General features: G+C 38.3%; 25 protein-coding genes and 1 riboswitch. Of the genes, 8 read left to right on the forward strand and 17 right to left on the reverse strand.

The features are described 5' to 3' along the window. Nucleotides 1–184 precede the first annotated feature (184 nt). The 6 genes from FFO06_RS09355 to FFO06_RS09375 form a co-directional block, all read right to left on the reverse strand. Nucleotides 185–2,188: an ABC transporter ATP-binding/substrate-binding protein gene (locus tag FFO06_RS09355; protein WP_137907800.1), complete on the reverse strand. Its 2,004-nt coding sequence runs from the start codon at nt 2,186–2,188 to the stop codon at nt 185–187. An 89-nt stretch (nt 2,189–2,277) separates the two neighbouring features. After that, on the reverse strand, nt 2,278–3,114 hold the full coding sequence (ntrB, locus tag FFO06_RS09360) for a nitrate ABC transporter permease (protein WP_137907801.1): 837 nt from the start codon (nt 3,112–3,114) through the stop codon (nt 2,278–2,280). Between the two features lie 40 nt (nt 3,115–3,154). Continuing rightward, complete coding sequence (locus FFO06_RS09365; RefSeq protein ID WP_137907802.1) at nt 3,155–4,531, reverse strand: CmpA/NrtA family ABC transporter substrate-binding protein; 1,377 nt, start codon at nt 4,529–4,531, stop codon at nt 3,155–3,157. Nucleotides 4,532–5,083: 552 nt separating this feature from the next. Beyond that, nucleotides 5,084–7,972 carry a glycerol-3-phosphate acyltransferase gene (locus FFO06_RS09370; protein WP_137907803.1) on the reverse strand — a complete coding sequence of 963 codons (2,889 nt, stop codon included), beginning with the start codon at nt 7,970–7,972 and terminating at the stop codon, nt 5,084–5,086. 139 nt (nt 7,973–8,111) lie between these two features. Then, nucleotides 8,112–8,252, reverse strand: coding sequence for a hypothetical protein (locus FFO06_RS21490; protein ID WP_168358921.1), 141 nt, complete (start codon nt 8,250–8,252; stop codon nt 8,112–8,114). Between the two features lie 362 nt (nt 8,253–8,614). Continuing rightward, nucleotides 8,615–9,232, reverse strand: coding sequence for a hypothetical protein (locus FFO06_RS09375; RefSeq protein WP_137907804.1), 618 nt, complete (start codon nt 9,230–9,232; stop codon nt 8,615–8,617). Between the two features lie 195 nt (nt 9,233–9,427). Here FFO06_RS09375 and FFO06_RS09380 point away from each other — a divergent pair, with 195 nt between their 5' ends. Continuing rightward, a complete protein-coding gene (locus FFO06_RS09380) occupies nt 9,428–9,976 on the forward strand; it encodes a pentapeptide repeat-containing protein (protein ID WP_137907805.1) in 549 nt (182 codons plus the stop codon). Between the two features lie 480 nt (nt 9,977–10,456). On the opposite strand, the gene cobJ is transcribed toward FFO06_RS09380, so the two are convergent. The 8 genes from cobJ to FFO06_RS09415 form a co-directional block, all read right to left on the reverse strand. Further along, nucleotides 10,457–12,166 (reverse strand): precorrin-3B C(17)-methyltransferase, encoded by a 1,710-nt coding sequence (gene cobJ / locus FFO06_RS09385; protein ID WP_137907806.1) that lies wholly within the window; start codon nt 12,164–12,166, stop codon nt 10,457–10,459. Nucleotides 12,167–12,260: 94 nt separating this feature from the next. Beyond that, a complete protein-coding gene (locus FFO06_RS09390; RefSeq protein ID WP_137907807.1) occupies nt 12,261–12,968 on the reverse strand; it encodes a precorrin-2 C(20)-methyltransferase in 708 nt (235 codons plus the stop codon). Then, nucleotides 12,968–13,594: a precorrin-8X methylmutase gene (locus FFO06_RS09395; protein WP_137907808.1), complete on the reverse strand. Its 627-nt coding sequence runs from the start codon at nt 13,592–13,594 to the stop codon at nt 12,968–12,970. The genes FFO06_RS09390 and FFO06_RS09395 overlap by 1 nt, the downstream gene beginning before the upstream one ends. Beyond that, a complete protein-coding gene (gene cobG, locus FFO06_RS09400; RefSeq protein WP_137907809.1) occupies nt 13,587–15,053 on the reverse strand; it encodes a precorrin-3B synthase in 1,467 nt (488 codons plus the stop codon). The genes FFO06_RS09395 and cobG overlap by 8 nt, the downstream gene beginning before the upstream one ends. Nucleotides 15,054–15,091: 38 nt before the next feature. Next, a riboswitch (cobalamin riboswitch) is annotated at nt 15,092–15,233 on the reverse strand. A gap of 85 nt (nt 15,234–15,318) precedes the next feature. After that, entirely contained in the window at nt 15,319–15,450 is a 132-nt protein-coding gene (locus tag FFO06_RS22295; protein WP_255501579.1) for a hypothetical protein, read from the reverse strand. Nucleotides 15,451–15,561: 111 nt separating this feature from the next. Next, nucleotides 15,562–15,813: a CopG family transcriptional regulator gene (locus FFO06_RS09405; RefSeq protein ID WP_137907810.1), complete on the reverse strand. Its 252-nt coding sequence runs from the start codon at nt 15,811–15,813 to the stop codon at nt 15,562–15,564. 341 nt (nt 15,814–16,154) lie between these two features. Beyond that, entirely contained in the window at nt 16,155–16,616 is a 462-nt protein-coding gene (locus FFO06_RS09410; RefSeq protein ID WP_137907811.1) for a hypothetical protein, read from the reverse strand. A 45-nt stretch (nt 16,617–16,661) separates the two neighbouring features. Beyond that, the gene (locus tag FFO06_RS09415) at nt 16,662–16,847 is read right to left on the reverse strand and encodes a type II toxin-antitoxin system HicB family antitoxin (protein WP_137907812.1); all 186 of its coding nucleotides are present in this window, start codon (nt 16,845–16,847) and stop codon (nt 16,662–16,664) included. Between the two features lie 60 nt (nt 16,848–16,907). Here FFO06_RS09415 and cbiE point away from each other — a divergent pair, with 60 nt between their 5' ends. Then, entirely contained in the window at nt 16,908–18,119 is a 1,212-nt protein-coding gene (cbiE, locus tag FFO06_RS09420) for a precorrin-6y C5,15-methyltransferase (decarboxylating) subunit CbiE (protein WP_137907813.1), read from the forward strand. A 119-nt stretch (nt 18,120–18,238) separates the two neighbouring features. Here the strand turns inward: cbiE and mtnA are convergent, their stop codons facing one another. Next, on the reverse strand, nt 18,239–19,273 hold the full coding sequence (mtnA, locus tag FFO06_RS09425; RefSeq protein WP_137907814.1) for an S-methyl-5-thioribose-1-phosphate isomerase: 1,035 nt from the start codon (nt 19,271–19,273) through the stop codon (nt 18,239–18,241). 421 nt (nt 19,274–19,694) lie between these two features. On the opposite strand from mtnA, the gene FFO06_RS09430 reads away from it, so the two are divergent. The 6 genes from FFO06_RS09430 to FFO06_RS09455 all read left to right on the forward strand — a co-directional run bounded on the left by FFO06_RS09430 (nt 19,695) and on the right by FFO06_RS09455 (nt 24,061). Then, nucleotides 19,695–20,060 carry a ferredoxin thioredoxin reductase catalytic beta subunit gene (locus tag FFO06_RS09430; protein WP_137907815.1) on the forward strand — a complete coding sequence of 122 codons (366 nt, stop codon included), beginning with the start codon at nt 19,695–19,697 and terminating at the stop codon, nt 20,058–20,060. After that, nucleotides 20,057–20,449 (forward strand): DUF309 domain-containing protein, encoded by a 393-nt coding sequence (locus FFO06_RS09435; protein ID WP_137907816.1) that lies wholly within the window; start codon nt 20,057–20,059, stop codon nt 20,447–20,449. The genes FFO06_RS09430 and FFO06_RS09435 overlap by 4 nt, the downstream gene beginning before the upstream one ends. A 356-nt stretch (nt 20,450–20,805) precedes the next feature. Next, nucleotides 20,806–21,297: an LptA/OstA family protein gene (locus tag FFO06_RS09440; RefSeq protein WP_137907817.1), complete on the forward strand. Its 492-nt coding sequence runs from the start codon at nt 20,806–20,808 to the stop codon at nt 21,295–21,297. Nucleotides 21,298–21,324: 27 nt separating this feature from the next. Continuing rightward, on the forward strand, nt 21,325–22,053 hold the full coding sequence (gene lptB, locus FFO06_RS09445; RefSeq protein WP_137907818.1) for an LPS export ABC transporter ATP-binding protein: 729 nt from the start codon (nt 21,325–21,327) through the stop codon (nt 22,051–22,053). A 276-nt stretch (nt 22,054–22,329) separates the two neighbouring features. Further along, nucleotides 22,330–23,445: an LptF/LptG family permease gene (locus FFO06_RS09450; RefSeq protein WP_137907858.1), complete on the forward strand. Its 1,116-nt coding sequence runs from the start codon at nt 22,330–22,332 to the stop codon at nt 23,443–23,445. Nucleotides 23,446–23,620: 175 nt separating this feature from the next. Beyond that, entirely contained in the window at nt 23,621–24,061 is a 441-nt protein-coding gene (locus tag FFO06_RS09455) for a hypothetical protein (RefSeq protein ID WP_137907819.1), read from the forward strand. On the opposite strand, the gene FFO06_RS09460 is transcribed toward FFO06_RS09455, so the two are convergent. Continuing rightward, nucleotides 24,058–24,501 (reverse strand): ketosteroid isomerase family protein, encoded by a 444-nt coding sequence (locus FFO06_RS09460; protein WP_137907820.1) that lies wholly within the window; start codon nt 24,499–24,501, stop codon nt 24,058–24,060. The two genes, FFO06_RS09455 and FFO06_RS09460, sit on opposite strands and share 4 nt — an antisense overlap. Nucleotides 24,502–24,794: 293 nt before the next feature. Next, complete coding sequence (locus FFO06_RS09465; RefSeq protein ID WP_137907821.1) at nt 24,795–25,310, reverse strand: orange carotenoid protein N-terminal domain-containing protein; 516 nt, start codon at nt 25,308–25,310, stop codon at nt 24,795–24,797. Between the last annotated feature and the right edge of the window lie 64 nt (nt 25,311–25,374).

Raw genomic sequence — 25,374 nt, forward strand, 5'->3', positions numbered from 1 at the left:
GCGGACAGGATGTCCACCCCACAAGATTTTGATTTTCCTGGATTTTTGGGCGGACAGGATGTCCACCCCACAAGATTTTGATTTTCCTGGATTTTTGGGCGGACAGGATGTCCACCCCACAAGATTTTGATTTTCCTGGATTTTTGGGCGGACAGGATGTCCACCCCACAAGATTTATTGTGATTTAAGCTGCGGTTTTTCTGGGGGCTTCTAAAACGACTTCAGCTATGGAGAAATCCCGTTTAATTTCTAGGTCGTTAAGATAGCTAATGGGATCATCGGCGTTAAAGGGTTTATGATCAAATAGTTGAATGGGTTGACGGGTATAACTGATATCTAAACCTAGTTCTCTGGCTGCTGTACTAAAAACACGCACTCGACACACTCTTTCAACTATTTCTACCCAATTTCTAGGGAAGGGAGTATCACCCCACCGCGCTAATTGAGTCATAATCCAAATTTGTTCGGTGCGACTAGGGCGATTAATAGCAGAGTCGGAATAAAATTGATGATGGGCATATTCTCGCATGGGATGATCTAAGTCACAGGTAGCGTTATTTGGATCTTCAATTTGGATATAATCAATGTCTGTACTGACATATTCCCGACTTGCTAAAATTTGCCGCACTTCTTGGGCGTTATCAGGATTTGCACAATATTGGCAGGCTTCTAACAAGGCTTTGGTTAAAGCAATATGGGTGTTAGGATAAGTTTCTGCCCAGTCTTCTCTTACTCCTAAAACTTTGCCAGGGTGTCCTAACCAAACTTCTAAATCTGTAGCAATGGTAAAGCCTGAACCTTCTACCGCAGCCCGATAATTCCAAGGTTCACCTACACAATAACCGTCAATGGTTGCACCTTTTAAATCTACTACCATTTGGGCAGGAGGAATATTTTTCATATCTACGTCAATGTCGGGATCAATTCCTCCTGCTGCTAACCAATAACGGAGAAGTAAATTGTGCATTGATGCGGGATGAACTACACCCATTCTATGTTGTTGGTCACGGGTTTTTAGTAGGTAGTTTTTGAAGTCTGATAAACTGTGGACTCCGGCATCATAAAATCTTTTTGCTAAGGTAATGGCGTTACCATTGCGAGTCATTGTTAAGGAGGTAACAACTGGCAAAGGTTCGTTTTTATGCCCGCCTAAAGATAACCACATTGGCATTCCAGAGGGCATTTGGGCTGCATCTAAATAACCACCAGTCATCCCATCCACAATTCCCCGCCAACTGCTTTCTCTGACTAAATTAACTTCGTCTAAACCATGTTTAATAAAGAAGCCTTTTTCTTTGGCTATAGCCAGGGGGGCGCAAGCGGTAAGGGGTAGAAAACCAATTTCTAAATTAACTTTTTCTAAGCCATGACGGACAACTGCTGCGGTTTTTCTGGCGCGGATTTTCTTAACACGTTTTTGTTGGTTAAGGAAGTAAATCATTTCACTTCGCAAACTGTAGTAACTAGGATGTTCTACGACTTCCATTCGTTTACGAGGTCGGGGAATATCAACTTCTAAAATATCCCCAATTTTCGATTCGGGTCCGTTAGTTAACATGACAATTCTATCGGATAACAAAACGGCTTCATCTACATCATGGGTCACCATAACGGCGGTAACTTGATTTTCTTCACAAATTTGCATTAATTGTTCTTGCAAATTACCGCGAGTTAATGCGTCTAATGCCCCGAATGGTTCGTCTAATAATAATAGTTTAGGCCGAATTGCCAAAGCGCGGGCTATAGCTACCCGTTGTTTTTGTCCCCCTGATAACATTCCTGGTTGTTTATCAGCATGGGGACGCAAACCTACCATATCTATATGTTTTTCGATAATGGCTTTACGTTCTGCTTCTGGCATTCCATTTAATACTGAATCTACTGCTAAGGCAATATTTTCTCTGACTGTGCGCCAAGGTAAAAGGGAATAGTTTTGAAATACTACCATTCTATCAGGACCTGGTTTTTTAATCCTTTGTCCTTCTAAGGTTACTAAACCTTCTGTGGGTAAATCTAACCCGGCAATCATATTTAAAAGGGTTGATTTACCACAACCGGAGTGACCAATTAGGGAAATAAATTCGCCTTTTTTAATTTGCAAATCAATACCTTTAAGGGCGATATATTGTCCACCACCAGTTAATTCAAAGACTTTATTAATTTGATCAACGGCAACAAATACTGACATAGTTTTAATGATTGGTAATGGGTAATGGGTAATGGGTAATGGGTAATGGGTAATGGGTAATTTATTTACTAACGACCAATAACTAATGACTATTTTTGTTCTGGTAAAATCCAGTTTTGTAACCAAGCCATGAGTTTATCTAGAATTAAGCCAACAACACCGATATAAACTAGTGCTAAAATGACTTCACTCACGTTGTTATTTTGATAAGCATCCCAGATAAAAAAGCCAATTCCCACAATACCAGACATAACGATTTCTGCGGCAATAATTGCTAACCAAGCTAAACCAATGGCAATTCTTAAACCTGTGAAAATGTATGGTAGTGCTGAAGGAATTAAGATGTTAAAGAAATACTCTTTTTTAGAAAGTTGCAGAACTTTAGCGACGTTGTTGTAATCTTGGGGAATTTGAGTTACACCCACCGCAGTGTTAATTAAAATCGGCCAAATTGCGGTGATGAAAATTACGAATAATGCCGCTGGTTCGTTTTGTCTTAAAGCTGCTAAGGAAATAGGCACCCAAGCTAAGGGCGGTACTGTTCTTAATAACTGAAATAGAGGATCTAATGCTTTAGATATGGTTTTATTGACACCAATTAAAACTCCTATGCCAATGCCAACAATTGCTGCTAATGTATAGCTAATAGCCACCCGTTGCAGACTAGCAAAGATTTGCCAAAATAGCCCTTTGTCTGTGCCACCTTTATCATAAAATGGGTACAAAATCAAAATCCAAGTATCTTGAATAACTTGAATTGGTCCTGGTAATGTTGCCCCTGGTGTCCAAGAAAATATTTGCCAAATAGTCAGAAATATAGCAATTGCAATAGCAGGAGGTGCAAGTTCGGGAAATTGTTTTTGCAAACTTGATAAAAAGCTATTTTCAAATTTAGAACTGTTGGCGCGTTTTTGGGCTAATGTCATGAATTTTTCCTCGAATTTACTAATGACTAATGACTAATGACTAAATACCAGCTTTTTTGATTTTCAAACTCTTGAGATATTCTTCGGGGTTTTCAGGATCAAATTTAATCCCATCAAAAAATGTTTCTACTCCACGAGATGTACTACTGGGAATATCGGCCGCAGCTATTCCTAATTCTTTGGCTGCCTCTTGCCAAATATCTTCCCGGTTGACTTTTTTGATTAATTCTTTGGCTTTGGCTGCACCATTAGTAATGTAATCTTTGGGCAAAAATCCCCAACGTACATTTTCTGTGATAAACCATAAATCGTGACTTTGGTAAGGATAGGAAACACTACCTTTTTCGTCTTTCCAGTAATAAGCAGCCATTGATTTATCATCAATTTTTCGACCATCCCCCATGTCATATTTACCTTGGTAGGGATTAGCTAAAACTGCTGGTGAAGATAAACCAAAGTATTTTTTGGCGGCGAGAATTTGCGCTGCTTCTTGGCGATTTTCAAATTTATCTAGCCATTGCTGGGCTTCCATTATTCCTTTTAATAAGGCTTTTGTGGCTTTGGGATTTTGATCAACCCAATCACCTCTCATGGCAAAATATTCTTCGGGGTGATTTTTCCAAATTTCGGCGGTTAATGCGGCCATAAAACCGATTTTGTCATTAACTAAGCGGAATGGCCAAGGATCACCAGTGCTAAAAGCATCCATTGTCCCGGTTTTCATGTTGGCGACGGTTTGCGCCGCAGGTACTGTTAATAATTTGACATCTGTGTCTGGGTCAATGCCACTGGCTGCTAACCAGTACCGAAGCCATAGGTCTTGGTTAACATGAGGGAAGGTAAAGGCTGCTGTAAAGGGTGTGTTGGCTGATTTGAGTTGGGATAATAGGGGTTTAGCAGTATCCAGTTTTAAGCTAATTCCTTTCCCTAGATGTTTGTTAGCGATCGCAATTCCGTTACCATGAGTAATTAACTGCGCTAAAACATACATGGGTATAGGTTTATTTCCTTTAGTAATTAAACCTTCTGTAATCAAGTGCGGCATGGGCATTTGCCATTGACCACCATCAATACCACCCCCTTGAGAACCAATTTCGAGGTTATCCCTGGCTGAACCCCAAGAAGCTTGTTTAGAAAGTTCTACTTCTGTCATCCCATATTTAGCAAAAAAGCCTTTTTCTTGGGCAATAATTAATGGTGCTGATTCAACTATGGGAATATATCCCAGTTTGGCTTTTGTAATTTCGGGTTTTTGTTCTGGTTTAATATTAGCTACTGTTTGAATAGAGGATTTTGTACCACTATTGCCTGTTTCTGGTGGATTTCCTAAACAGCCTTTGAGTAAAACTGCACTGGCTGAAATTCCAGCAGTGACAATAAATTTACGCCGAGAAACTTGGTTAAAAAATTCTGTCATTATATCTCCTTACATCACAATTTATTTTTCTAACCATGAAAATATGGACAAAGAAAATAAATCATTTCTTTGCTTTATTATTCAAATTTCCAGTTATATCTAGGTATTAAAAATAGACCCTTTTGAGAGTAAAAGGGGTTAGTTTATATACTTAGTAATAAACGTGGTTTAATTTCTGAGCCTGGGGTGATCAAGTATCACTTGGCTAGTAAAAACTAGTTTACAGTGTTCGTGATCAAAGTGATCATTTCTCAACTGGAATTATTAAACAAATATTTAATTGGATACATAAGTAAAAACTTATCTATTAACCTGAAACCTACGAAATGACTCTAATATATAGATTATTCTCTATGATAATAATATCAATATCCCTGACTTCTTAGATAAGTCGGGGATCTGAACCTCTCAATGTGGAAAAATCAAATATTATTCCTATATATTTCCTATATATTAAGTAGGATGTGTTACGGCTAGACAATATTGGGGAGTTTGAGAGATTAATTATTAGCCGTAACGCACCGATACATCAGGCGTGTTAAGTTAAAACTGTTACCCTTTTAATATCTCTACAGTACCCTTGTATCCATCAATTCGGACTTGTTGACCATCCTGGAGTATATACGTAGCATTATGTACGTCCATGACAGCAGGAATACCGTATTCACGGGCGATAATTGCCCCGTGGGAAAGTTTACCACCTGCTTCGGCAATTAACCCCCCAGCTTGAACTAGAACAGGGACCCAACCGGAATCTGTATAAGGGACAACAAGGATAGTGTTTTTATCAATATCATGGACTGCTTGTAAAGTTCGTAACACTTTTACCTGCCCTTGAATTTGTCCAATACTTGCTGGAATACCTAACAATATATTATCAGCGGGATTAATGACAGGAGTGATAGGTTGAGGCGGGTTATAACCGTAAACAACGGGGGGAATTTGGGGAATTTGACTATCTTGGAGAAATTGCGATCGCCTGTGTGCTATTAATTCCAATAGGCGATTTCTGATCGCTTCATCTGAATAGATCACTAAATGGCGAATTTCATCTAACTCCAAAAAGAAGATGTCTCCTGGCTGTAATAACAGCCCAGACTGAAGCCAAATCTGTTCTAAGCCCAAAAATGTCCAACGTAATTCAGCCAACAAGCGGGAATAAACTTCCGTCACCCTACCTTTAAGATTCACTCGTTTTTGGGCTAAATTTAAATTTTTCTGTTGGCGACGAGAATCATCTAAATTTGGGATTTCCCCTGCTTTGATTAATTGCACAAACAATTGTCTAACTGGTTGGGGATTTTCTAGCCAAGTGGGAACGGAAATATCTGTACCTACTTCGCTTAAATAACCATAATCCTGAATTAATTCGTCAAATTCAGATAAAATCCTTTCTCCAGCCGTCGTTTTTGCTAATTGCTCAAATATTTTTTCTGGTTCACAATTGTAGTCAATATGATCATCATCTAAGATTTGTTTAGCATCGGCGGCTAGAAAACTCATGGCTCTTAATGATGCTACCTCTGGGGTGACACTGTTATCAATTTTTTCGGATTTGATGCCCAAAAGCGATTGACGGATAGCTGCACTCAAAGGGGCTAAAATACTGTAGTAAGTACCTTGGCGGAGTAAATCAAGAATTAAGTCTATTCTAGTTAATAACTGATCTATTGACAATTCGGCAATGACAATGTTGGATAATTCTGTTAATGCCGGAATAAAAACTTGACGATAATCCGATTTAAAGTCTTTTTCTAAGTCAATTTCTCGTTTCAGCAACCTTGTTAGTCCAGGTAAATTAGCCAAAGTAGAATTTAGAGGAGGTTTAGTCATGGTTGCACCTCTAGTTAAAAAGTCCAGACTTTCTGGGGGTAATCCCATGGCTAAAAAGATTTCTCCTAACAAAGAAGCATTAAAATAAGCTCTAGAGTAGTGTAGTGTGGCTGTTTTAGCGAAATCTAAGTTTTTAGCACGTTCACCTAAAACGATAGTAAAAATTTCTCCCCACACACCACAGGTTAAAGGGTAATTAATAGACCAGGTTAAAGGATGAATAACTCCAGGAATCACTTCTGCGGCAATTTTTCTAGTCCAAATTGGTAAGAGTGTAGTGATAGGTCTTGACTGTAATACCCACAGGTTTTGACCATCATAACTCCATTCTATATCTTGGGGAATACCTAAATAACGTCTTTCTAAACGACGGGCTAAATATGCAACTTGTTTAATTAATGCTTGGGGTATTTTACCATGGCCGTGAAATTCTAGAAAAGATAACTTTTCATCACTAGCAATTACTACTTGATATTGTTCTGGTGTGATTTTTCCTGATACAATTTGAGTAGGACTACCCGATACAGCTTCGATAACTACGGCTTCACCTTGTTGAGAAATAGGATCTCGACTGAAGGCCACGCCAGAAAATACGCTTTGAACTTGTTGTTGAATGAGTACCCCCATGGCGGCTTCTTTTAAACTACGATGACGACGGTATTCGACGGCACTGGGGTGATTATAAGAAGCTTGGACTTGGGCTATGGCTTGTCGAAGTTCTGCTTTGTTGGTAACGTTTAAGATAGTTTCATACTGTCCCGCAGCGGAGGCTTGTTGGGAGTCTTCGCCAATAGCGGAAGAACGGACTACCAAGGGTGAAAGTGGGGACGGTTGCAGAAATTCAATTAACTGGGTAGGATCATCATCAGGAGCTAATACCCAACCTTTAGGAACTGAATAACCCCAACGTTTAATTTGCGATAATGTAGCGGATTTAGCTCCCACCACTTCCCCATCTAATTCTTCCTCTAGGGTGATAATCCTATCCTCATTATTGCTTAAATATTGCATCATTCCCAGAGATTGTGGAGATGCTCCCTCGACGGGGAGGTGAAGATCGTCGGGAATTTGGCTATAAATCCAGTAGATTAACCCCGATAAGGCAAAGGCGGCAATGATTCTGGATAAATCCTCTGAATGGAGGATACCCACAACTAGGGGAAACATTACCAATACCCCTAGTTTAATTGTTTCTTGAGAACGAGTGATCAAAAAACCAATAGCTGCAAGTAAGCCGACCAATGCAGTTACTAACGGATCATGTACCACTAATCCCCAGGAGACGTTTGTGATTCCCGCGCCTTTAGTTGTGACGTATCTACCGACAACTAAGCCGATTAAAGCAATAATTTCCCAGACTGGTTGTGAAGGAAAAAAGTATTGGGCAATTGTGACAACAGCAATGCCCTTAGTTGCTTCTGAAATTACGGACAAAATTCCCGCTAATTTTCCACCATGATAAAAGGCGGCTGCAACGCTAATATTTCCTGTACCGACATTAGCTAACCACTTTCTACTCACGGCATAAGTAATCCAAGGAATTAGCGGTATTGCCCCTAACAGTGGACAAACAATTAAAATAATTAAGATCCCCAAAAAATTAATCATTATTTTCTGATTTAAAATTTAAAATTTGATGACACACTCCAAGTTTGTTATTAACAAAAATGAATATTTATATGATATAGGAAACAAAAGAGCAAATAGAAGTTTTGCCCTCTTGTCTCCTAAATGTTATGCAAAGAATCTAACCTATTGCATAAGCGAAATTAAGCGCCCAAAGGATCAGTCCAGCAATTGATCCTAAAAGTACCACGGTGGAGATTGTAATCAGTTTAGGTGAATCTGCACCTTCAAATTTCATGATTCCGCGATTTAAATCGGACATTGTTTTTAAGCCTCCTTGACTGTATGGCTAGTCTGTCCGTTATGATTTTAGTCTTTCTGTTGGCCAATGATGTTAAATTCTTCTTATATTTTCCTTGAGGTTGACAACAGTGAAAAAAGAACAGGGAAAAGGAGTAAGAGTGAAACCCTCAACCAAGCTGAGAACTAAAATAGCGACTGATAATGGTGATAACTGCTCTGAGACGAGAAATTGGCTTTATCAGTTCCCATGACATGAGATTAAAACTCGTTAGCATCTGAGTTATTTTGTCAAAGCCAAGTAAAAAAGTTCATAAAGGGGATAGATAACCGACTTTTTAGAAAGGCCGATTATCGCAGAATTAAATATTATATTTTTTTAGATTAATTTTCTCTAATCCAAAGTGCTAAACCACCTCCACGTCCACGGGCAGCGATTATATCTTCAGTCACTAAAAAGAAAGCAAAAAAGGGTAATTTAGCTATAGGTTGATCATAAAAATCTTCACCTTCAACCTGACCAAAACGAATTTGTTTATTGATAAATATCCAATTAAATGAACTAATTTGTAGTTGGATAAAATCAAAAGCCAATAAGTTCTTTTTTCCTAAGTATTTTGTTAGTCCTGTTAATTTCAATAAAATCGCTCCCAATTGTATTTGATTAGTAATTTCCCCTGTTCCTAAAGCCCCATCTTTGCTAGGATTAAAGCACAGCAGAATTTTTATAAATTTCGGCATATACCAGCCCTTACCTAAAATAATTCCGCCTCGGTTTCTGACTTTTTTAGTACCAGTAGCAAAACAAAGTCGCCATTTACCGTTGAGAGATTCAAAGGGATAATTTAACTTTTGCACCTTGGCGGTTTTTTCCGCTTCTAGCAGCGCATTTACGACTATTTCAGCTGGGGGAACTTGATTTCCTTCTCGATAAGCAGCAGCGGCACGGGATAAGGTATTCATGAAATCAGAGGTGGAGTTAGATATTAAATTAGTTGTCATACAAGTATTGTTGATGTAAGTATTGCTATATTTTTTCATAAAGTAACTAAATTGTAACGTTTATTGAATTATCTTCTTGATCAGAGTACAATGAATACAGGATTTTAGCTAAAATTCTAGTAACTGGAAACTCAAATAATTGTCTGTGGTTTGGGAAGTGTAATAACTCACCTAGAGACGCAATGAGGTGGAATAATGGATACTAAAAAACTCCTGAAGTCATATAAATCAGGAGAGAGGAATTTCCCGGGGATAAATCTGCACCAAGCTAAGTTAAGTCATGTTGATTTGAGGGGAATAAATTTAGAAGCGGCGGATTTAAGTGGTGCGGATCTTAGTCAAACAAATTTGAGTGGTTGTAACCTCAGTAGAGCGAATTTAACTAATGCTGATTTAAGTAGAGCAAATTTGCAAAGTGCGAACTTAAGCGAAGTTAACTTAATTGGTGCTGATTTAGTTAAAGCCAACCTCGAGAAAACTAACCTGAGTGCTGCTGATTTACGAACTGCAAATTTAACCTTAGCAAACTTAGTAAATGCAAACCTGAGTCAAGCGGAAATCAGTGGTGCTGACTTTAGTGGCGCAAATCTCCATAACACAAATTTAATTGATAGTAATATCAATGAAGCAGAATTTATGGGAGTTGATTTAACAACAACAATTATGACAGAATTGGAGATAACAGGAGAAATTCTGCATATAGGTTTATCTCATAAATGGGTAACTTGGGCTGGTAGTTATTGATATTTTGACAAGTTCAAAATCAATAATACACCAATTGAAAAAAGAATCAAATAGATTTATATAGGCGGAATTTACCCGCCTTTTATTTGAAAATAAATAAACAATTAACTTATAATTTTCATATACCTTTAATTCTTTACTCTCTTCTCTGGGTAAGATACAAAAATATAGTTCATTTATTTAAAATATTCATAAATAGCAGATGATATTTTTAAAAAAAGTAAAATGTCCGCTTTCGCGGACACTTTTAGGGCTTCTGTCACTTTTATTGGCTACAATCATGTCTGGAACATGATGTTTTTATTGTTGATGATCAGAATCAAAAAATCAAGTCTTTTTCAGATATAAACTAGACATAATTAAGTGAATTATATCTTGAAAATTATAGTATTTCTCTTCTGCTGTCAAGTAGAGAAATAGGGAAGTTCACCGCAGATAAACCTGGACTATTCCCTGCTATATAAAAAAAATAAAAAAACATTATTCCTCAAAGTTATAGCGACGTGAAGTATAAACCCAAACATTATTATCTTGTTGAATTTGTTGAGTATGGGAAGAACCAATAATAATTACAGTTCCCATATCTGCTAATGTTGGTTCTAACTCTTCTAGGGTAATAACTTTAACCTCTTCTCCCTTTCTCCCTAGATTTCTTCCTAACACTACTGGTGTATGAGGTTTTCTGTATGCTAATAAAATTTTTTTCGCGGCTGCTAGTTGCCAATTGCGTTTTTTTGATACAGGGTTATAGAAAGCAATCACAAAATCACTTACCGCCGCAGTGGTGATTCTTTCGGCGATAATTTCCCAAGGCTTTAAAATATCAGATAGGGAAATTACGCAAAAGTCATGTCCCAAAGGCGCACCAATACGGGCGGAGGCGGCTTGCATAGCGGAAATACCAGGGGCGACCTGAATATCAATTGTGCGCCATTCTGGTTTATTATATTGGTCTAAAACCTCAAAAACCGCCGCAGCCATTGCGTAAATACCGGGGTCGCCAGAAGAGACAACCGCTACATATTTTCCCGCTGCGGCTAAGTCTAGCGCCTGATAAGCCCTTTCTGCTTCTACTCGATTATCTGATTCATGGACGCGCTTGCCGACAGCCAAGGATGCAATTAAATTAATATAAGTTTTATAACCTACTAAATCCGTAGCTGAATGCAAAATTTCCCTTACTTGTGGTGACATCCATTGAAATCCACCAGGACCAGTACCAATAATGGCTAATTTCCCCTGGGCTTGTCCTGTTGTGGTGGGGTTGATAATTTGGCTGGAAATGGCGACAGCAATAGAAGAACATGAAGATGATATAATTCGACCGTCTGTACCTGTGGCGGCTAAGGCTAGGGCTGAAGCGGAGGAGAGTTGGTTTTCCCGAAAAAACCGGACAGGAACGTTTAAAGCCTTAGCTACAGCATGGAGTTGGGAATTATTGGCCAAGTGAAGAGGTGCAAATATGCCAGCGACAGCAACAGATGCTAAGTTAGATTTTGTGAGTATTTGCTGAATTTGAGTAATTGTATCTGGTTCTGGGTTGGTGAGAGCGATCGCTATGGTCGCAGGATGATAAACTAAACAATTACAGTCATAATTACCCAAATATTCGGTAATTTTAATCTTTAACTCGCCGTTTTCATCAATAGGTAAATTACTCTCCCTCAACCAAGGTGCTGTTCCGAGTAACTTGACTTTTTCCCCGGACAATAGGTCAGCAATAAATTTTTTCCCCTGTTCTGGGTTAGCTAAATGATATCCCCAGGGGGGAGACAACAAAGCGGTATGAAACCGGATATCCCCCGTGGTGGTAATTGCTGGTTTAATATTCAGCACTTCTCCAATTTGACGGGCTAAATCATTTACACCACTCAGTCCACCTAAAAGCGGTACTACAGCACTTCCATCTTCTGCGACAGCTAAAAGAGGTGGTTCTTGTCCCTTATCATTTAAAATGGGTGAAATTGTTCTAATGAGAATCCCAGCCGCACAAACACCAATTATTGGCGTACCAGCAGCAAACAATTCCCGCACAGTTTCGCCAAAGTTGGTAAAACTAATATCAATATCATGAGTACGACTAGCTAAACCGTATAATTTCGCGGTTGCAAAGATATTAGTAATTTTCCGCCCCACAATAACGCTATTTTGACTTAAAACTACAACCGCTGGGACTACTCTTGTATTCATGTATTTGACGAAACTAAGCTATTGAGAATTTAAACGGGATAGAAATGGGTAATTAACCGCAGATGAATATCAAGAGTTATCAATTCCCAATTTCCTACAATTTATTTTTGGTAGGGATGATAATCATGGAAAAATAGGGTACTTCCAAGGGGTTAACCGCATCTAAAGGTAATATACGTTGTTGCGTACTTGTAGCGCGTTCAATATATCTAGCCCGTGAAGCTAGTCCCAATTCATGGAGAAGATTCCTAATTTTAGAGAAATGACGACCAAGTTTCATAATGGCCGCCGCGTCAGTGGTTAGAAGTTGGCTAGTTAGTATTTCTATTGGTAATGGCGCAGGTAAAACGGTAAGAACATCATTATAATAAGTAAATGGCAAACCTAAAGCCACAGGACAAGCCATAAGTGAGGAAACTCCAGGAACAACTTCTGTTTTGTATTTATCAGCTAATCGAGTAAATAAATACATAAATGAACCGTAAAAAAACGGGTCTCCTTCACAGAGAACCACCACGTCTCGACCAGCGGCTAAATGGTCAGCAATGGGTTGAACTTCTCGGTCGTAGATAGATTTGGCATTTTCTGGTTCTAAGGCGCGAGGAAGATGAAATAATACCTCAATTTGATGATTATCCAGGTAGGGGGAAACAATCTTTCTGGCGATACTTTCTTTATCTACCGCTGACTGATAAGCAACAACGGGAACGGAACGGAGGATACGTAAGGCTTTTAAGGTAATGAGTTCTGGGTCTCCAGGTCCGACACCAATTCCATAAAGACGACCTCCAGGATTAGTCATTACTCTTCCTCACTTGCTAAAGCGTTAACAGCAGCCGCAGCGATCGCACTTCCGCCCCGTCTTCCATGTAAAGTTAAGAATGGTACATTGCGGCTATCTGCGGACAATGCGGCTTTTGACTCAACCGCACCCACAAAACCGACGGGAAAACCCAATATTAACGCCGGTTTAGGAACTCCCTCGTCTAGCATTTCCAATAGCCTAAATAGTGCTGTAGGTGCATTTCCAATCACCACTATTGCCCCTTCTATATGAAAGCGCCATAATTCTAGGGCAGATGCTGATCTTGTATTTTTTAATCTTTTAGCCAGTTGTGGTACTTCTGGATCATTTAGGGTACAGATCACCCTATTATTTTTGGGTAGTCTTTTTCTTGTTATCCCTTCGGCTACCATGTGAGAATCGCACAAAATCGGTGCGCCGTCAATCAAGGCTTTTCTCCCAGCTTCTACCGCTGTAGAAGAATATCCTAAGTCTTTGACAATATCCGTCATTCCACAGGCATGAATCAGACGAACAGCAATTTTAGCTACATCATCTGGTAACACATGGAGATTGGATTCTGAGCGAATAATTTCAAAGGATTTAGCGTATATTTCGTTAGCGTCACGGATGTAATCAAACATGGTATTTTAAAATTGTAACTGTTGAATTTGGACTGGATTTGCTAAATAATTGGTTTAATTGGTGTTTTTGACGGTCAATAAACTGGCTGAAGGATTCCTGTAAACTTAGACGTTGTTGCTGATACACTGCCAATATTTGCTGAATGATCATTGGAACTTTAGCTAAAGTCACATATTCATAGAGCAAATGACCAAGAACATAAATTTGATAACCGGGAAAATTTCCGCCGGCAACACCAAGTAAGGTAATATCAGCTTGGGTATGTTGAGCGCAAGATTTACTGCACCCACTAAAATGGATATTAACCGAACAATCTAAAATCATAAGATTTTCTAGGTATTTTGCCAAGTCTAAAGCATCATCTTTCGTTTCTGTGGCCGCAGCAGCACAACCTCGTTTCCCAGAACAAGCTACTAAAAAACTTTTGATGTCCGTTGGTGAATAGTTTAAATCCAAGTTGGTAATTTCTTTCTCAACTTCTATGATTTGATTTTGGGGAATGTCGCTTAATATTAGGTTTTGCCAAGGTGTTAACCTGATATTATCATCACCGTATCTTTTGGCAAGATTAGCTAAACCTCGAATTTGATAGGTTTCTAGTCTTCCTAAAGGTAAAACAATACCAATGTAATATAACCCGCTTTGTTTCTGGCTATGAATGCCTATAAGATTTTTCTCTCGCAGAGACGCAGAGACGCAAAGAGAAGGTTTTTCAAGATTAAATTCAAAATTAAATGTGTTTGGCTCTAATTCTTCTTTGACTTGGTGCAGATATTTTTCGATGGTGATGTGATTGATAATTTCTCGTAAACGTGGTTTACAACGGTTGTTAATGTCTATGTGTTTGAGGTAAGTTTCTGCTAATGCTGCTAAAACTGCTATTGTCTCTACTGGTTTAAGTAAAATTCCCGTGTCTTTGGCTGGTTCTCCTTTTTCTCCATAACTGAGATATAATCGCCAATGGATATTGCTGTTAATTAATTCTGCTGCTAAGATGATATCATTGGGGCGGTCTTTTAGGGAAATTTTGCCTCCACCATCAAAACACACACTAAATTTCGCCGATAATTGGGAGAGATGAGAATGTGCTGTAATATATTTTTCCCAAGCTTTAACTAAGGGACGAGTATCTATTAGTTCTTGAGTATCAATACCCGCTGTAGGATTAGTCATAATATTGCGGATATGGTCTACACTAGCATTAGTAGAAGCTAAACCTAGCGCTTGTAATTTTTCCAGAACTTGAATATTTATCCCTTGTTTAATTTCTCTAATTTGGATATTAGCGCGGTTAGTAATATCAATATAGCCCCCACCATAATGATCAGAAATATCCGCTATGGCCTCAAATTGTTGAGAATTAATCATTCCCCCTGGTATTCTCAGACGACAGAGAAAACCATCTTGGGCTAATGTATTGTAAAATAACCCTGGACAAGCAGTCAATGGAAATTGCAAAATCGTGACTCCTTCTCTGTGTGACGCAGAGACAGAAATTGAGTAGATACCCTAGAATTGGCATTCTGACTTACCCAACTTTAGATTTGAGATTTTTAGTCAAATCCAAAATTGCTTTACAGCTGCGGCACAGTCCCGGAATTACACCGAAGTTTCCCAACCCTAAGTTTTAGCATTGTACCACAAAATAGTATTTTATGCTATCGTTAATTTTTTTAGTCATGAAGAGGATACCAACCACTCATTAACAAAGGTTTACGAACAACTATAATAAAGGGGTAACGGGTTTATTCATAGGTAAGCTAATTATTGTAGCCCGAACCATAGCAGTGGCGGTATTAACTAACTGTTGATAGATAGTTTCGGGTATTTGTAGTGTAATAGTTTCAGTAGGCATAATTTCAATAAATAAGGATACACTAATGATAATTTAATCAAAAATCTTTAATATTAAGTCTTGATTTTTTCCCTATTGCTAATGCTAACCAAAATCCTGTATCTGCTATAATCATAAAGATTCTTCTAAGATGGTTTTTAATTGAGTTTTGTAAGTGCTAGACAAATCTGGATCACCTTCTCCACACGCAATAAAGTCACTTTGTTTAAGTAAAGCAAGAGGATCATTTTCTGGCTGTTTAATTTTTTGATAATAAAGATCAATTGCAGTTTGAATAATTTGTTTGATATCTTGGTTGGTTTGTTGTTGAATGATATTAATCTGATCAAGAATGATTTGATCTAAAGATGTATCAATGTTCATAATTTCTCCTTATAAATAGATAGAATAATTATAACACTAATTTAATTGACTGGATTTTAAAAGCAAAAAATAAATTTCTTGGCTAATAGCAAAATTAAGCTAAAGCTGAATGAAGATTGATATTTATTAAGTCTGTTTTAACAGACTTTTGCTATGAGACTGAGAATTCATTCTCAGGCGGTTTGGTGGGAAAATGAAAGATGTATATTAACAGCAAAAAACCCTCGATAAATTAACCGAAGGCTTATTAATTTTATGTTTACAAGTCTTCTATGAAATAATCAGATGACTTAAAAAATTGGTGATTTCCAATATTGTCAAATACAGCAAATCAGAAACTACTAATTTAAATTTTGACTGTGGTTATCGCTTAAATTGCTTACTACCTGAGATGCAACGTATCCACCTACTGCTCCTACTGCTAGTGTTGCTGCTACAGGAACTAGAACTGGTGCTGATACAACAGTTGTAGCAGCGGCCGCTAATGGAGCTAAAGCTGTTACAGCTGTTTGTCCAATAACCGCTAAACTGCTTATTATAGGTACAGCATTTGCTATAAATACACTACCAGCTATAGTTTCAGCCTGTCCAGTAGCAATAAGCGTTACTCCACTACCAGCAATTGCTCCTGCTACAAAAGAAGGTGTACTGGAACAGTTGCTGCCAGATTCACATTTAATGATTATGTCTATAACTCCTGCACTAGCTGTAGATGGAAAAATAGTTAAAGTGCTTACTACAACAATCAATGTCGCTAGACAGACTGATATTACGCTTTTGGCATTTTGGAATATACGCAGCATCTAAATTCCTTTGTGTATTAATTTGCTTAATAATTATAGACTAATTCAATACAAATCAGATTTGACTTCATAATGTGCCACTTTATCAGACAAAACACGCAAAGTCAAAGCCTGAACCTTATAGCCACCGCTTCCTATATTGTTTACATAGGTTAACACAGCGGGAAAATCAATCACCTCTGCAATAAAGCGTCCGTCTTCCTCTTGTTCAATCTCTATTTTCAAGTTCATAGCCTGTAACGGTAAGGTAATAAAAGCGATATTCCAACAAAACAAACAACCTCACAAATTATGCAAAAATGGTTATCAATTATCGGTATCGGTGAAGATGGTTTAGCAGGGTTAAGTCCCCTAGCTGTTTCTTGCTTAGACAAAGCTAAAATTATCTTTGGAGGGGAACGTCATCTTTCCATGTTACCCCCCGACGACCACCGGGAAAAAATTCCCTGGAAATCACCTTTTCAAACTTCCATAACAGAAATTATTAGTCGTCGTGGCCAAGCAGTTTGTATTTTAGCTAGTGGCGATCCTTTATGCTATGGTGTGGGTACAAATATTCTTAAAGATATTAATATTTCGGAAGTTACAATTATTCCTGCACCTTCGGCTTTTAGTCTAGCTTGTTCTCGACTAGGATGGTCTTTAACGGAGGTGGAAACTTTAAGTTTATGTGGTCGTCCGGTTTCTCTAGTCCAATCTTACATTTATCCTGGTGCAAAATTATTAATTTTGAGTGAGGGAAAACATACCCCGGCTAATGTGGCGGAAATTTTAATAAGTCGCGGTTACGGTAATAGTCAAATTACCGTTTTAGAAAAAATGGGTAATATTAATGAGGATATTATAACAGATATCGCTACTAATTGGCAAGGAAAAAATATCGCCCCTTTAAATACTATTGCTGTGGAATGTACTGCTGATAAGGGAATAGTTGGTTTATCGAGATTTCCCGGTTTACCTGATAGTGCTTTTCATCATGATGGACAATTGACAAAAAGAGAAGTCCGGGCGGTGACTTTATCGAGTTTAGCACCTCACCCTGGGGAGTTACTGTGGGATGTGGGGGCTGGTTGTGGTTCTATTTCTATAGAATGGCTGCGAAGCGACAGGAGATGTCGAGCGATCGCTATTGAACAAAATGCCTCTAGAATAAATTATATTGCTGATAATGCGGCTGCTTTGGGAACACCGAATTTACAAATTATTGCGGGTAAAAGTACGGAAGTTATAGAAAATTTACCCCCACCCAACGCGATTTTTATTGGTGGTGGTGTGACAGAACCAGAAATACTAGAAAATTGCTGGAATGCTTTACTTTCTGGGGGGAGAATGGTTGTTAATGTTGTGACATTAGAGGGTGAAGTGATTTTATATCAATGGTATGAAAAAGTGGGAGGGAATTTTACCCGGATTGCAATTCAACGCGCTGAACCTATTGGGTCAAGATTTTTGGGTTGGAAAGCAATGTCCCCCGTTACCCAATGGATAGGAATCAAAAATTAAAAAAAATTAATCTGTATTTATCTGTATTTATTCGTCCGCGTTTATCTGCGTTTATCTGCGGTTAATAATTCTATAATTTATTCCCATACTCTGTATGGGAACGGGAGAAAAGCAAGTATTTATTTTTCTTTAGCCGTTAATAAATCACTTGGAGAGAAAGCACCATTTTCTGTAATAATGGCTGTAATTAGATCCGCAGGTGTGACATCAAAAGCCGGGTTATAAAATTCTACTCCTGGAGGGGTGAGAATAGTTTCACCTATTTGATAAATTTCCCCTGGGTGACGTTCTTCAATGGGAATTTGACTACCATTAGCTATTTGAAAATCTATGGTGGATAGAGGTGCGGCGACAAAGAAAGGGATATGATGGGATTTGGCAACAATAGCTAAACTGTAAGTCCCGATTTTATTAGCAGTGTCACCATTAGCAGCTATTCTATCAGCGCCTACAACTACAGCATCTATTAAACCTTGTTTCATGCAGTGGGCGGCCATATTATCGGTAATTACTGTGACTGGAATCCCTTCTTGTACACATTCCCAAGCAGTGAGTTTTGCCCCTTGCAAGCGCGGACGGGTTTCGTCTGCAAATACTCTAGCTAAACGTCCTTGTTTCCAAGCGGAACGGACTACACCTAAAGCTGTACCATATCCAGCCGTAGCTAAAGCACCTGCGTTACAATGGGTGAGGATAATTAGTTTTTCCGGGGTTTGTGGTAATGCGCCTAAACCATAATCGCCTATAGCTTGACAAGTTTGTAAGTCTTCGGCATTGATATTTTTAGCTGTTTCTAAAAGAGTTTCTTGAATTTCTGTAACTGTTCCCAAAGTCTCATAAGCCGTTTGCATCATTCTACCAATTGCCCAAAATAAATTTACCGCAGTGGGACGGGTAGAACGCAATAAACTGGCTACTTTCTCTAGTTTAGCTAAAAACTCCTGGCGATCGCTAGTTTCAATTTCTCTTGCCCCTAAGTACATTCCATAAGCAGCAGCCACTCCAATTGCTGGCGCACCTCTAACAATCATAGTGGTAATAGCTTGGGCCATATCTTGACTGCGGTGAATTTCCACCACTATATATTCATTAGGTAAGCGAGTTTGATCAATCAGTGATACTGAATTATTACGCCAAATAACGGGATAAATCATGTTATCAGTTGTTGGTTGTAGGGGTTTAGTTAGGTGGGCATTTAACCGTATCTACACAAGCCAAGTCCACTTATGTGGGTTGCAGCTGAATTTTTTTAGTCCGGGTAGGCTGACTTTGTTTGTATAGCTGCGACTTCTAGTCACCAGGGCTTTATCAACAGATAATTTTCACATATAGCAATCATTAATGAACAAATTTATTGCCGAAAAAATCAACTTTAACCTTTGTTAGTCGTTGGTTACTCTAGCAAAACCCAGATTCATTGGCAGAAAGGGTCATTAATCAAGGATATCCCCCTATTTTTATCTAAAACGAACAAGAACTACAACCTCAATTACAAAAAGCTCTGAGTTTGTTTGAAAGTGATTTCTCTCACTGACCGTGATGTACAATGCAAAGAAACATTAAAATTTATCAGCAATGACTACACCAGAAGTGAATTTAAAATCTAGCGATAAAAGCCTAGAGGCAATGCGGCATTTTTCCGAACAATACGCTAAACGGACGGGAACATTCTTCTGTTCTGAACCTTCCGTTACCGCAGTTGTGATAGAAGGGCTGGCCAAACACAAAGACGACCTGGGAGCGCCTTTATGTCCCTGTCGCCATTATGAGGATAAAGAGGCCGAAGTTAACGCCGCTTTTTGGAACTGTCCCTGCGTACCCATGCGTGAACGTAAAGAATGTCACTGTATGCTGTTCCTCACCCCTGATAATGATTTTGTCGGTGATAAACAAGAAATATCCATGGCAACTATTAAAGAAGTTCGGGATAGTATGGGATGAATGAAACCATGCCTGACGAGTTTTGGCATGGTATAGAACAGTTCAATGCGGGAGAGTTCTATGCCTGTCATGACATTCTAGAAGCAATCTGGATCGATAGTCTCGAACCAGATAAAACTTTTTATCAAGGTATTCTCCAAATCGCTGTAGGACTCTATCATCTGGGTAATTGTAACCGACGAGGGGCAATGATTCTTTTAGGAGAAGGTAGTAATCGTCTTAGGCGTTATCTACCTAGCTACGGCGGTATTAATGTGGAAGAGTTATTTACCCAAAGTGTAGATTTATTAACAATACTACAACAGGAAAGTTTAGAAACATTGGCAAATACTGAATTGGTAGAAAATCAAATTTGGCTTTTACCCAGCATTTCTCTGAGTCATGATTAGTGTCTAAACTATGATTTGGATGATTTGCATGATTTAATCCTTTAATCATCTCCTGTAGGGTGCGTCTTCAATAATTCGGTAATGGTAATAATTAACAAATTTTTGGCACTTGACGCACTTAAGTAATATGCCAGTCGCGGTCAATTAATGTCTAAATCATGACTTGTATAAGTATGATTTAATAATTTATTGCAAGTACATAGATATGTAAAAATCAATAACTTAGTAACAATTAACTAACAAATTCTTGCCAGTTTTGATCAGACATTTTCAAAGCGAAACTAAAATTTAAAACCACCGTCCGTTTTTGCTATAGAACTCATATTTGATTCCCTATTCCCTATTCCTTGACTTTTATGATACCTTCTTATCAATTGCTAAAATCACAGATAAGCCGCTTAGGGTTGGCTTTATTGCTGCCAATTTCCTTTGTGGGTACGGTGGCATTGTCTACCCAAATCCAACCTGCTATAGCCCAACCTGGGGGCAATCGTCCTTTGACTATCCGCTCTGATGTCCAGGAATATGACGCGAAAACCCAAGTAATTACTGCCCGTGGTAATGTGCAAATGCTGTATCCGGCTCGTCAAATTCAAGCTACTTCCGCTCAAGCACAATACTTTAGCAAGGAAAGACGGATTGATTTCAGTGGTAATGTGTATATCCTACAACAAGGTACTAATAGTATTCGTGCGGAAAAAGTCACCTATCTAATTGACGAAGGTAAATTTATCGCCTTACCCCAGTCTAATCGTCAGGTAGAATCAATCTACATGATAGAGGACTCCCCAACTAGACAAACTACTAAACCAGCCCCAAAAACCCCATCCCTAAAGCGTTCTAATTAGCATTTACTATCAGGGAAAAGCTGAAGCGTGAAAATTGTTTTAGAGAATATCTACAAATCCTACGGTAAACGATTAATTGTTAATCATGTTAGCCTTGCTGTTAACCAAGGAGAAGTTGTCGGTTTACTCGGTCCCAATGGTGCTGGAAAAACAACAACATTTTATATTGCTACAGGTTTAGAAAAACCTAATCATGGTAAAGTGTGGTTAGATAATTTTGATATTACTGATCTTCCCATGCACAAAAGGGCTAGATTAGGTATTGGCTATTTAGCTCAAGAACCAAGTGTATTTCGTCATCTTTCAGTGCAAGAAAATATTCTCCTAGTATTTGAACAAACTCAAGTTCCTAGAAGAGAATGGGGAAAAAGATTACATATTTTATTGCGGGAGTTTCGCTTAGAAAAAGTGGCCGATAGTAAAGGTATTCAACTTTCTGGAGGTGAACGACGACGCACAGAATTAGCTAGAGCTTTGGCTGCGGGTAAAGATGGACCTAAATTCCTCTTTTTAGATGAACCCTTTGCGGGAGTTGACCCCATTGCTGTGTCTGAAATTCAGGAAATTGTCGGTCAATTACGCGAACGTGGTATGGGTGTATTAATCACAGATCATAATGTCCGTGAAACCCTGTCCATTACAAACCGTGCTTATATCATGCGCGAGGGACAAATTCTCGCCTTTGGTCATGCGGATGAACTCTATAATAATCCTTTGGTGCGACAATACTATTTAGGTGATAATTTCTCTGTTTAAATTGTTTAAATTGTTTAAATTAATTTATAACCGTTTCTATAGTATTTCTATACTCCCTCAAATACAGGAATAATCAATTAACCATAGATAAATCTGTACTTTGGGAGAGCAGGAAATAATATAAATTAAAATATAAAATTGCCAAATATGGCTACACCACCCCAGCTATCAAAATTTTAAACTTTGCGCCTTTGCTCCTTTGCGCGAAACATAATCATGACATCTAAACAATTTAAACCATTCTCTCATTTCATCTCCCTATTTTCCTTTTCTATCATGGATCGCTATTTGGCGCTCCAATTACTGCCACCATTTTTATTTGGTGTCGGTGCATTTACTTCTGTAGTTTTAGCAATTGATAGTTTATTTGAATTATTAAGAAAAGTTGTAGAATCTGGTTTACCACTTAACATCGCTTTAGAAGTTTTCTTATTAAAGCTACCTTATGTCATGGTTTATTCTTTTCCCATGTCGACTTTGTTAGCTACTTTAATGACTTATAGTCGTCTTTCCAGCGAAAGTGAATTAATTGCATTACGTGGCTGTGGTGTTAGTGTTTATCGGATGGTTTTAACTGCTGTAGTGTTAAGTTTTGCAGTTACGATCATGACTTATATATTTAATGAACAAATTGCTCCAGCCGCAAATTATCGAGCTACTGTTACTCTAGAAGCAGCACTGAAATCAGATCAACCTTCTTTTAAACAACAAAATATTTATTATCCTGAATATCGAGAAATTAATGAACCAAATGGGAGCAAAAATAAAATACTTTCTCGCTTATTTTATGCTGATCAGTTTGATGGTAAACAAATGAAGGGTTTAACAATTATAGACCGTTCTCGCGGGGAAGTTAATCAAATTGTCGTTTCTGAATCAGCTAAATGGAACGGTAAAAAACAAGTTTGGGATTTTTATAATGGGACTATTTATTTAGTGGCAACTGATCGATCCTATCGAAATATTTTACGATTTGAACATCAGCAATTACAACTACCTCGCACACCTTTAACTTTAGCAGAAAATAACCGGGATTATGGGGAAATGAATATTTCTCAAGCTTTAGAACAATTAGAAATCGAACGTTTGGGAGGTAATGATCAAAAAATTCGCAAATTACAAGTGCGAATTCAACAAAAAATCGCTTTTCCCTTTGTTTGTGTGATTTTTGGTTTAGTTGGCTCAGTTATGGGTAGTATACCTCAACGTACTGGACGAGGAACAAGTTTTGGTATTAGTGTCATTGTCATTTTCAGTTATTACCTACTATTATCTGTTTCTGGAGCTTTAGCACAGGCTGGTATTCTTTCTCCTGTAATCGGTGCATGGCTACCCAATTTATTTGGATTAGGAACGGGTTTATTTCTACTAGTGCGCGTAGCTCGCAGATAAATGTTGATGATTAAATTAATGATTAAGAAATATTAAGTTAATTAATAACTTTTGCTAAATTTATTTGACATATCAGTATAACTTATTAAATACTGTAAATATAGGGCTGCTTGCAGATGATCCCGATTATTTGGTTACTAAACATAAAAATCCCTAATTTAATAGAATTTCAACTATGGAAGCTTTATTTTGCCTATCACCCCGCTATCGTCTAGATGATGAATCACCTTGGTTAGAAGGAATTGATCCTAGTCGTCATTACTGGATTGCGGTGAATGGAGATAAAAAAGCAACAGTGTCTATCCCCGGACTCTTAGTATCTTCTATAACTGAATTTAAACAAGTTATACGTCAATTTCGCTCTCTCCAACCTGGCGAAATTATGGGTTTGGCGAGAATTTCCAGCGTTTGTATAATTCACTGTATTTCTCCTAACTGCTATGCTCTAGAAGCGAAAATTAATGATGCTGCTGTATGGCATCTTTTTGATCAGGAAACTTTGGATAGCTTGTTAATGACAGCACATCCAGATTGGCAGTGTTCACCGTCTGATATCGAACTAGGTAGAAAATTACTATTCCGTTCTTTAGCTCAAGCTACTGCTGCTAAAGGCTAAACGGGATCAACTGTATATTCTTTATCGGGTGGCCGTAAGCACAGCAAATCTTGGGGTGAGGCTAAAAGCTTGATTTTAGCTTCAGTGATTTGTTTATTTTGGTTGAGAATGAATAACCACAGGACATTTACACCACACCAGGAAGTTTCCGCTTTACCAGTCACCTGAATTTGAGTATAATAATCTGGTAAGTTCTCACTCATTCCCTGTTGCGGGTAGGCTTTGATATCTTGCGCTTCTTTGTCAAGATAAGTAGCGATCGCTTCTTGTCCGATAATAGCAGATTCAAATGGTGGGTACATAAGACCATCCTCCGCAAATAAAGCGGCGGTTTGTGTAAATTCCCCGGCATTTAAAGTAGTAAAGTAATTTAAAATTGTTGTTTCTGTGACTCCTGAAATCTCAATTTCTCCTGGTGGTGAGAATTTAGCAACGGTCATATATTTACCTGTATTACTTTAGATTAGAAATAAACCGCAAAAGGGCGAAGGACGCGAAGAAATACAAGATTAAAAAAAATGGGTTTAGCCTCACAAAAAAGTGATATTACGCAACTGACTATTTATGGATATTATTGTGACAGTTGCGTAACTTCTAAAATGGTCAAATATTGAGGCTATGAGGATATAGAAATTGTTAAATCCTTTGAGGGGAATTTAAAATCTAAAATCCAAAATCTAAAATCCAAAATCTAAAATCCAAAATCTAAAATCCAAAATCTAAAATCCAAAATCTAATCAGCTAAGGGGTCTACACCCATATCTGAGACTACTTTCCGCAAAACAGTAATTTGTTGACCAAAATCTAATTCTTTTAAGGTTTCTAAAACTCGTGAACCGTCGCGGGACAGTTGATAACCGGCTGGTACGGGAATAACAAAGCCTTTCACCATTAATTCTGATAATTCGTACCAGAAGGCCAACTTGGTGTTGACGCTGAGAATACCATAGGCGCGGGAAATGGGGGTATTCCTTTGAGCAGCCAAGTCGCGCATGACTTCTAACTGCTCTGGGTGGGACATTTGTTTAATTTGATTTAAAAGACCTTCTGCCAGTTGCAGACGCGCTGCACCTGTAGCTGCCGGTGTAATAGAGCGACCCATTTCTGTGTAGGCATACCAAAGAACTGCCAGTTGATCATCTATGCTCAGAGCTTTGAATACAGCAATGGTCGCGGGGATAGCGTCGGTGGTTTGATAATTGAAAGTTCCAGAAAATCTGGTTGAAGCTGAATCAGAGGTGAATGTCATAATTTCTCCAAGGTCTATGAATTAAGTCAGGAGGTTAATCACTCTGGGTTGCTTGACCTCTTCT

Origin of the sequence: Dolichospermum planctonicum (genome assembly GCF_005402965.1) — a bacterium.
In the GTDB taxonomy this organism is placed as follows: Bacteria; Cyanobacteriota; Cyanobacteriia; order Cyanobacteriales; family Nostocaceae; genus Dolichospermum; species Dolichospermum planctonicum.

Excerpts from the sequence above, each read along its gene's own strand:
- FFO06_RS09390 (WP_137907807.1), bottom strand. The coding sequence starts at position 12,968 with ATGACTAATCCTGGAGGTCGTCTTTATGGAATTGGTGTCGGACCTGGA.
- FFO06_RS09430 (WP_137907815.1), top strand. The coding sequence starts at position 19,695 with ATGACTACACCAGAAGTGAATTTAAAATCTAGCGATAAAAGCCTAGAG.
- FFO06_RS09435 (WP_137907816.1), top strand. The coding sequence starts at position 20,057 with ATGAATGAAACCATGCCTGACGAGTTTTGGCATGGTATAGAACAGTTC.
- FFO06_RS09410 (WP_137907811.1), bottom strand. The coding sequence starts at position 16,616 with ATGCTGCGTATATTCCAAAATGCCAAAAGCGTAATATCAGTCTGTCTA.
- cobJ (WP_137907806.1), bottom strand. The coding sequence starts at position 12,166 with ATGAATACAAGAGTAGTCCCAGCGGTTGTAGTTTTAAGTCAAAATAGC.
- FFO06_RS09395 (WP_137907808.1), bottom strand. The coding sequence starts at position 13,594 with ATGTTTGATTACATCCGTGACGCTAACGAAATATACGCTAAATCCTTT.
- FFO06_RS09415 (WP_137907812.1), bottom strand. The coding sequence starts at position 16,847 with ATGAACTTGAAAATAGAGATTGAACAAGAGGAAGACGGACGCTTTATT.
- FFO06_RS09450 (WP_137907858.1), top strand. The coding sequence starts at position 22,330 with ATGGATCGCTATTTGGCGCTCCAATTACTGCCACCATTTTTATTTGGT.
- ntrB (WP_137907801.1), bottom strand. The coding sequence starts at position 3,114 with ATGACATTAGCCCAAAAACGCGCCAACAGTTCTAAATTTGAAAATAGC.
- FFO06_RS09380 (WP_137907805.1), top strand. The coding sequence starts at position 9,428 with ATGGATACTAAAAAACTCCTGAAGTCATATAAATCAGGAGAGAGGAAT.
- FFO06_RS09460 (WP_137907820.1), bottom strand. The coding sequence starts at position 24,501 with ATGACCGTTGCTAAATTCTCACCACCAGGAGAAATTGAGATTTCAGGA.
- FFO06_RS09355 (WP_137907800.1), bottom strand. The coding sequence starts at position 2,188 with ATGTCAGTATTTGTTGCCGTTGATCAAATTAATAAAGTCTTTGAATTA.
- mtnA (WP_137907814.1), bottom strand. The coding sequence starts at position 19,273 with ATGATTTATCCCGTTATTTGGCGTAATAATTCAGTATCACTGATTGAT.
- FFO06_RS09365 (WP_137907802.1), bottom strand. The coding sequence starts at position 4,531 with ATGACAGAATTTTTTAACCAAGTTTCTCGGCGTAAATTTATTGTCACT.
- FFO06_RS21490 (WP_168358921.1), bottom strand. The coding sequence starts at position 8,252 with ATGTCCGATTTAAATCGCGGAATCATGAAATTTGAAGGTGCAGATTCA.
- FFO06_RS09440 (WP_137907817.1), top strand. The coding sequence starts at position 20,806 with ATGATACCTTCTTATCAATTGCTAAAATCACAGATAAGCCGCTTAGGG.
- FFO06_RS09455 (WP_137907819.1), top strand. The coding sequence starts at position 23,621 with ATGGAAGCTTTATTTTGCCTATCACCCCGCTATCGTCTAGATGATGAA.
- FFO06_RS09465 (WP_137907821.1), bottom strand. The coding sequence starts at position 25,310 with ATGACATTCACCTCTGATTCAGCTTCAACCAGATTTTCTGGAACTTTC.
- FFO06_RS09405 (WP_137907810.1), bottom strand. The coding sequence starts at position 15,813 with ATGAACATTGATACATCTTTAGATCAAATCATTCTTGATCAGATTAAT.
- FFO06_RS09375 (WP_137907804.1), bottom strand. The coding sequence starts at position 9,232 with ATGACAACTAATTTAATATCTAACTCCACCTCTGATTTCATGAATACC.
- cbiE (WP_137907813.1), top strand. The coding sequence starts at position 16,908 with ATGCAAAAATGGTTATCAATTATCGGTATCGGTGAAGATGGTTTAGCA.
- FFO06_RS09370 (WP_137907803.1), bottom strand. The coding sequence starts at position 7,972 with ATGATTAATTTTTTGGGGATCTTAATTATTTTAATTGTTTGTCCACTG.
- FFO06_RS22295 (WP_255501579.1), bottom strand. The coding sequence starts at position 15,450 with ATGCCTACTGAAACTATTACACTACAAATACCCGAAACTATCTATCAA.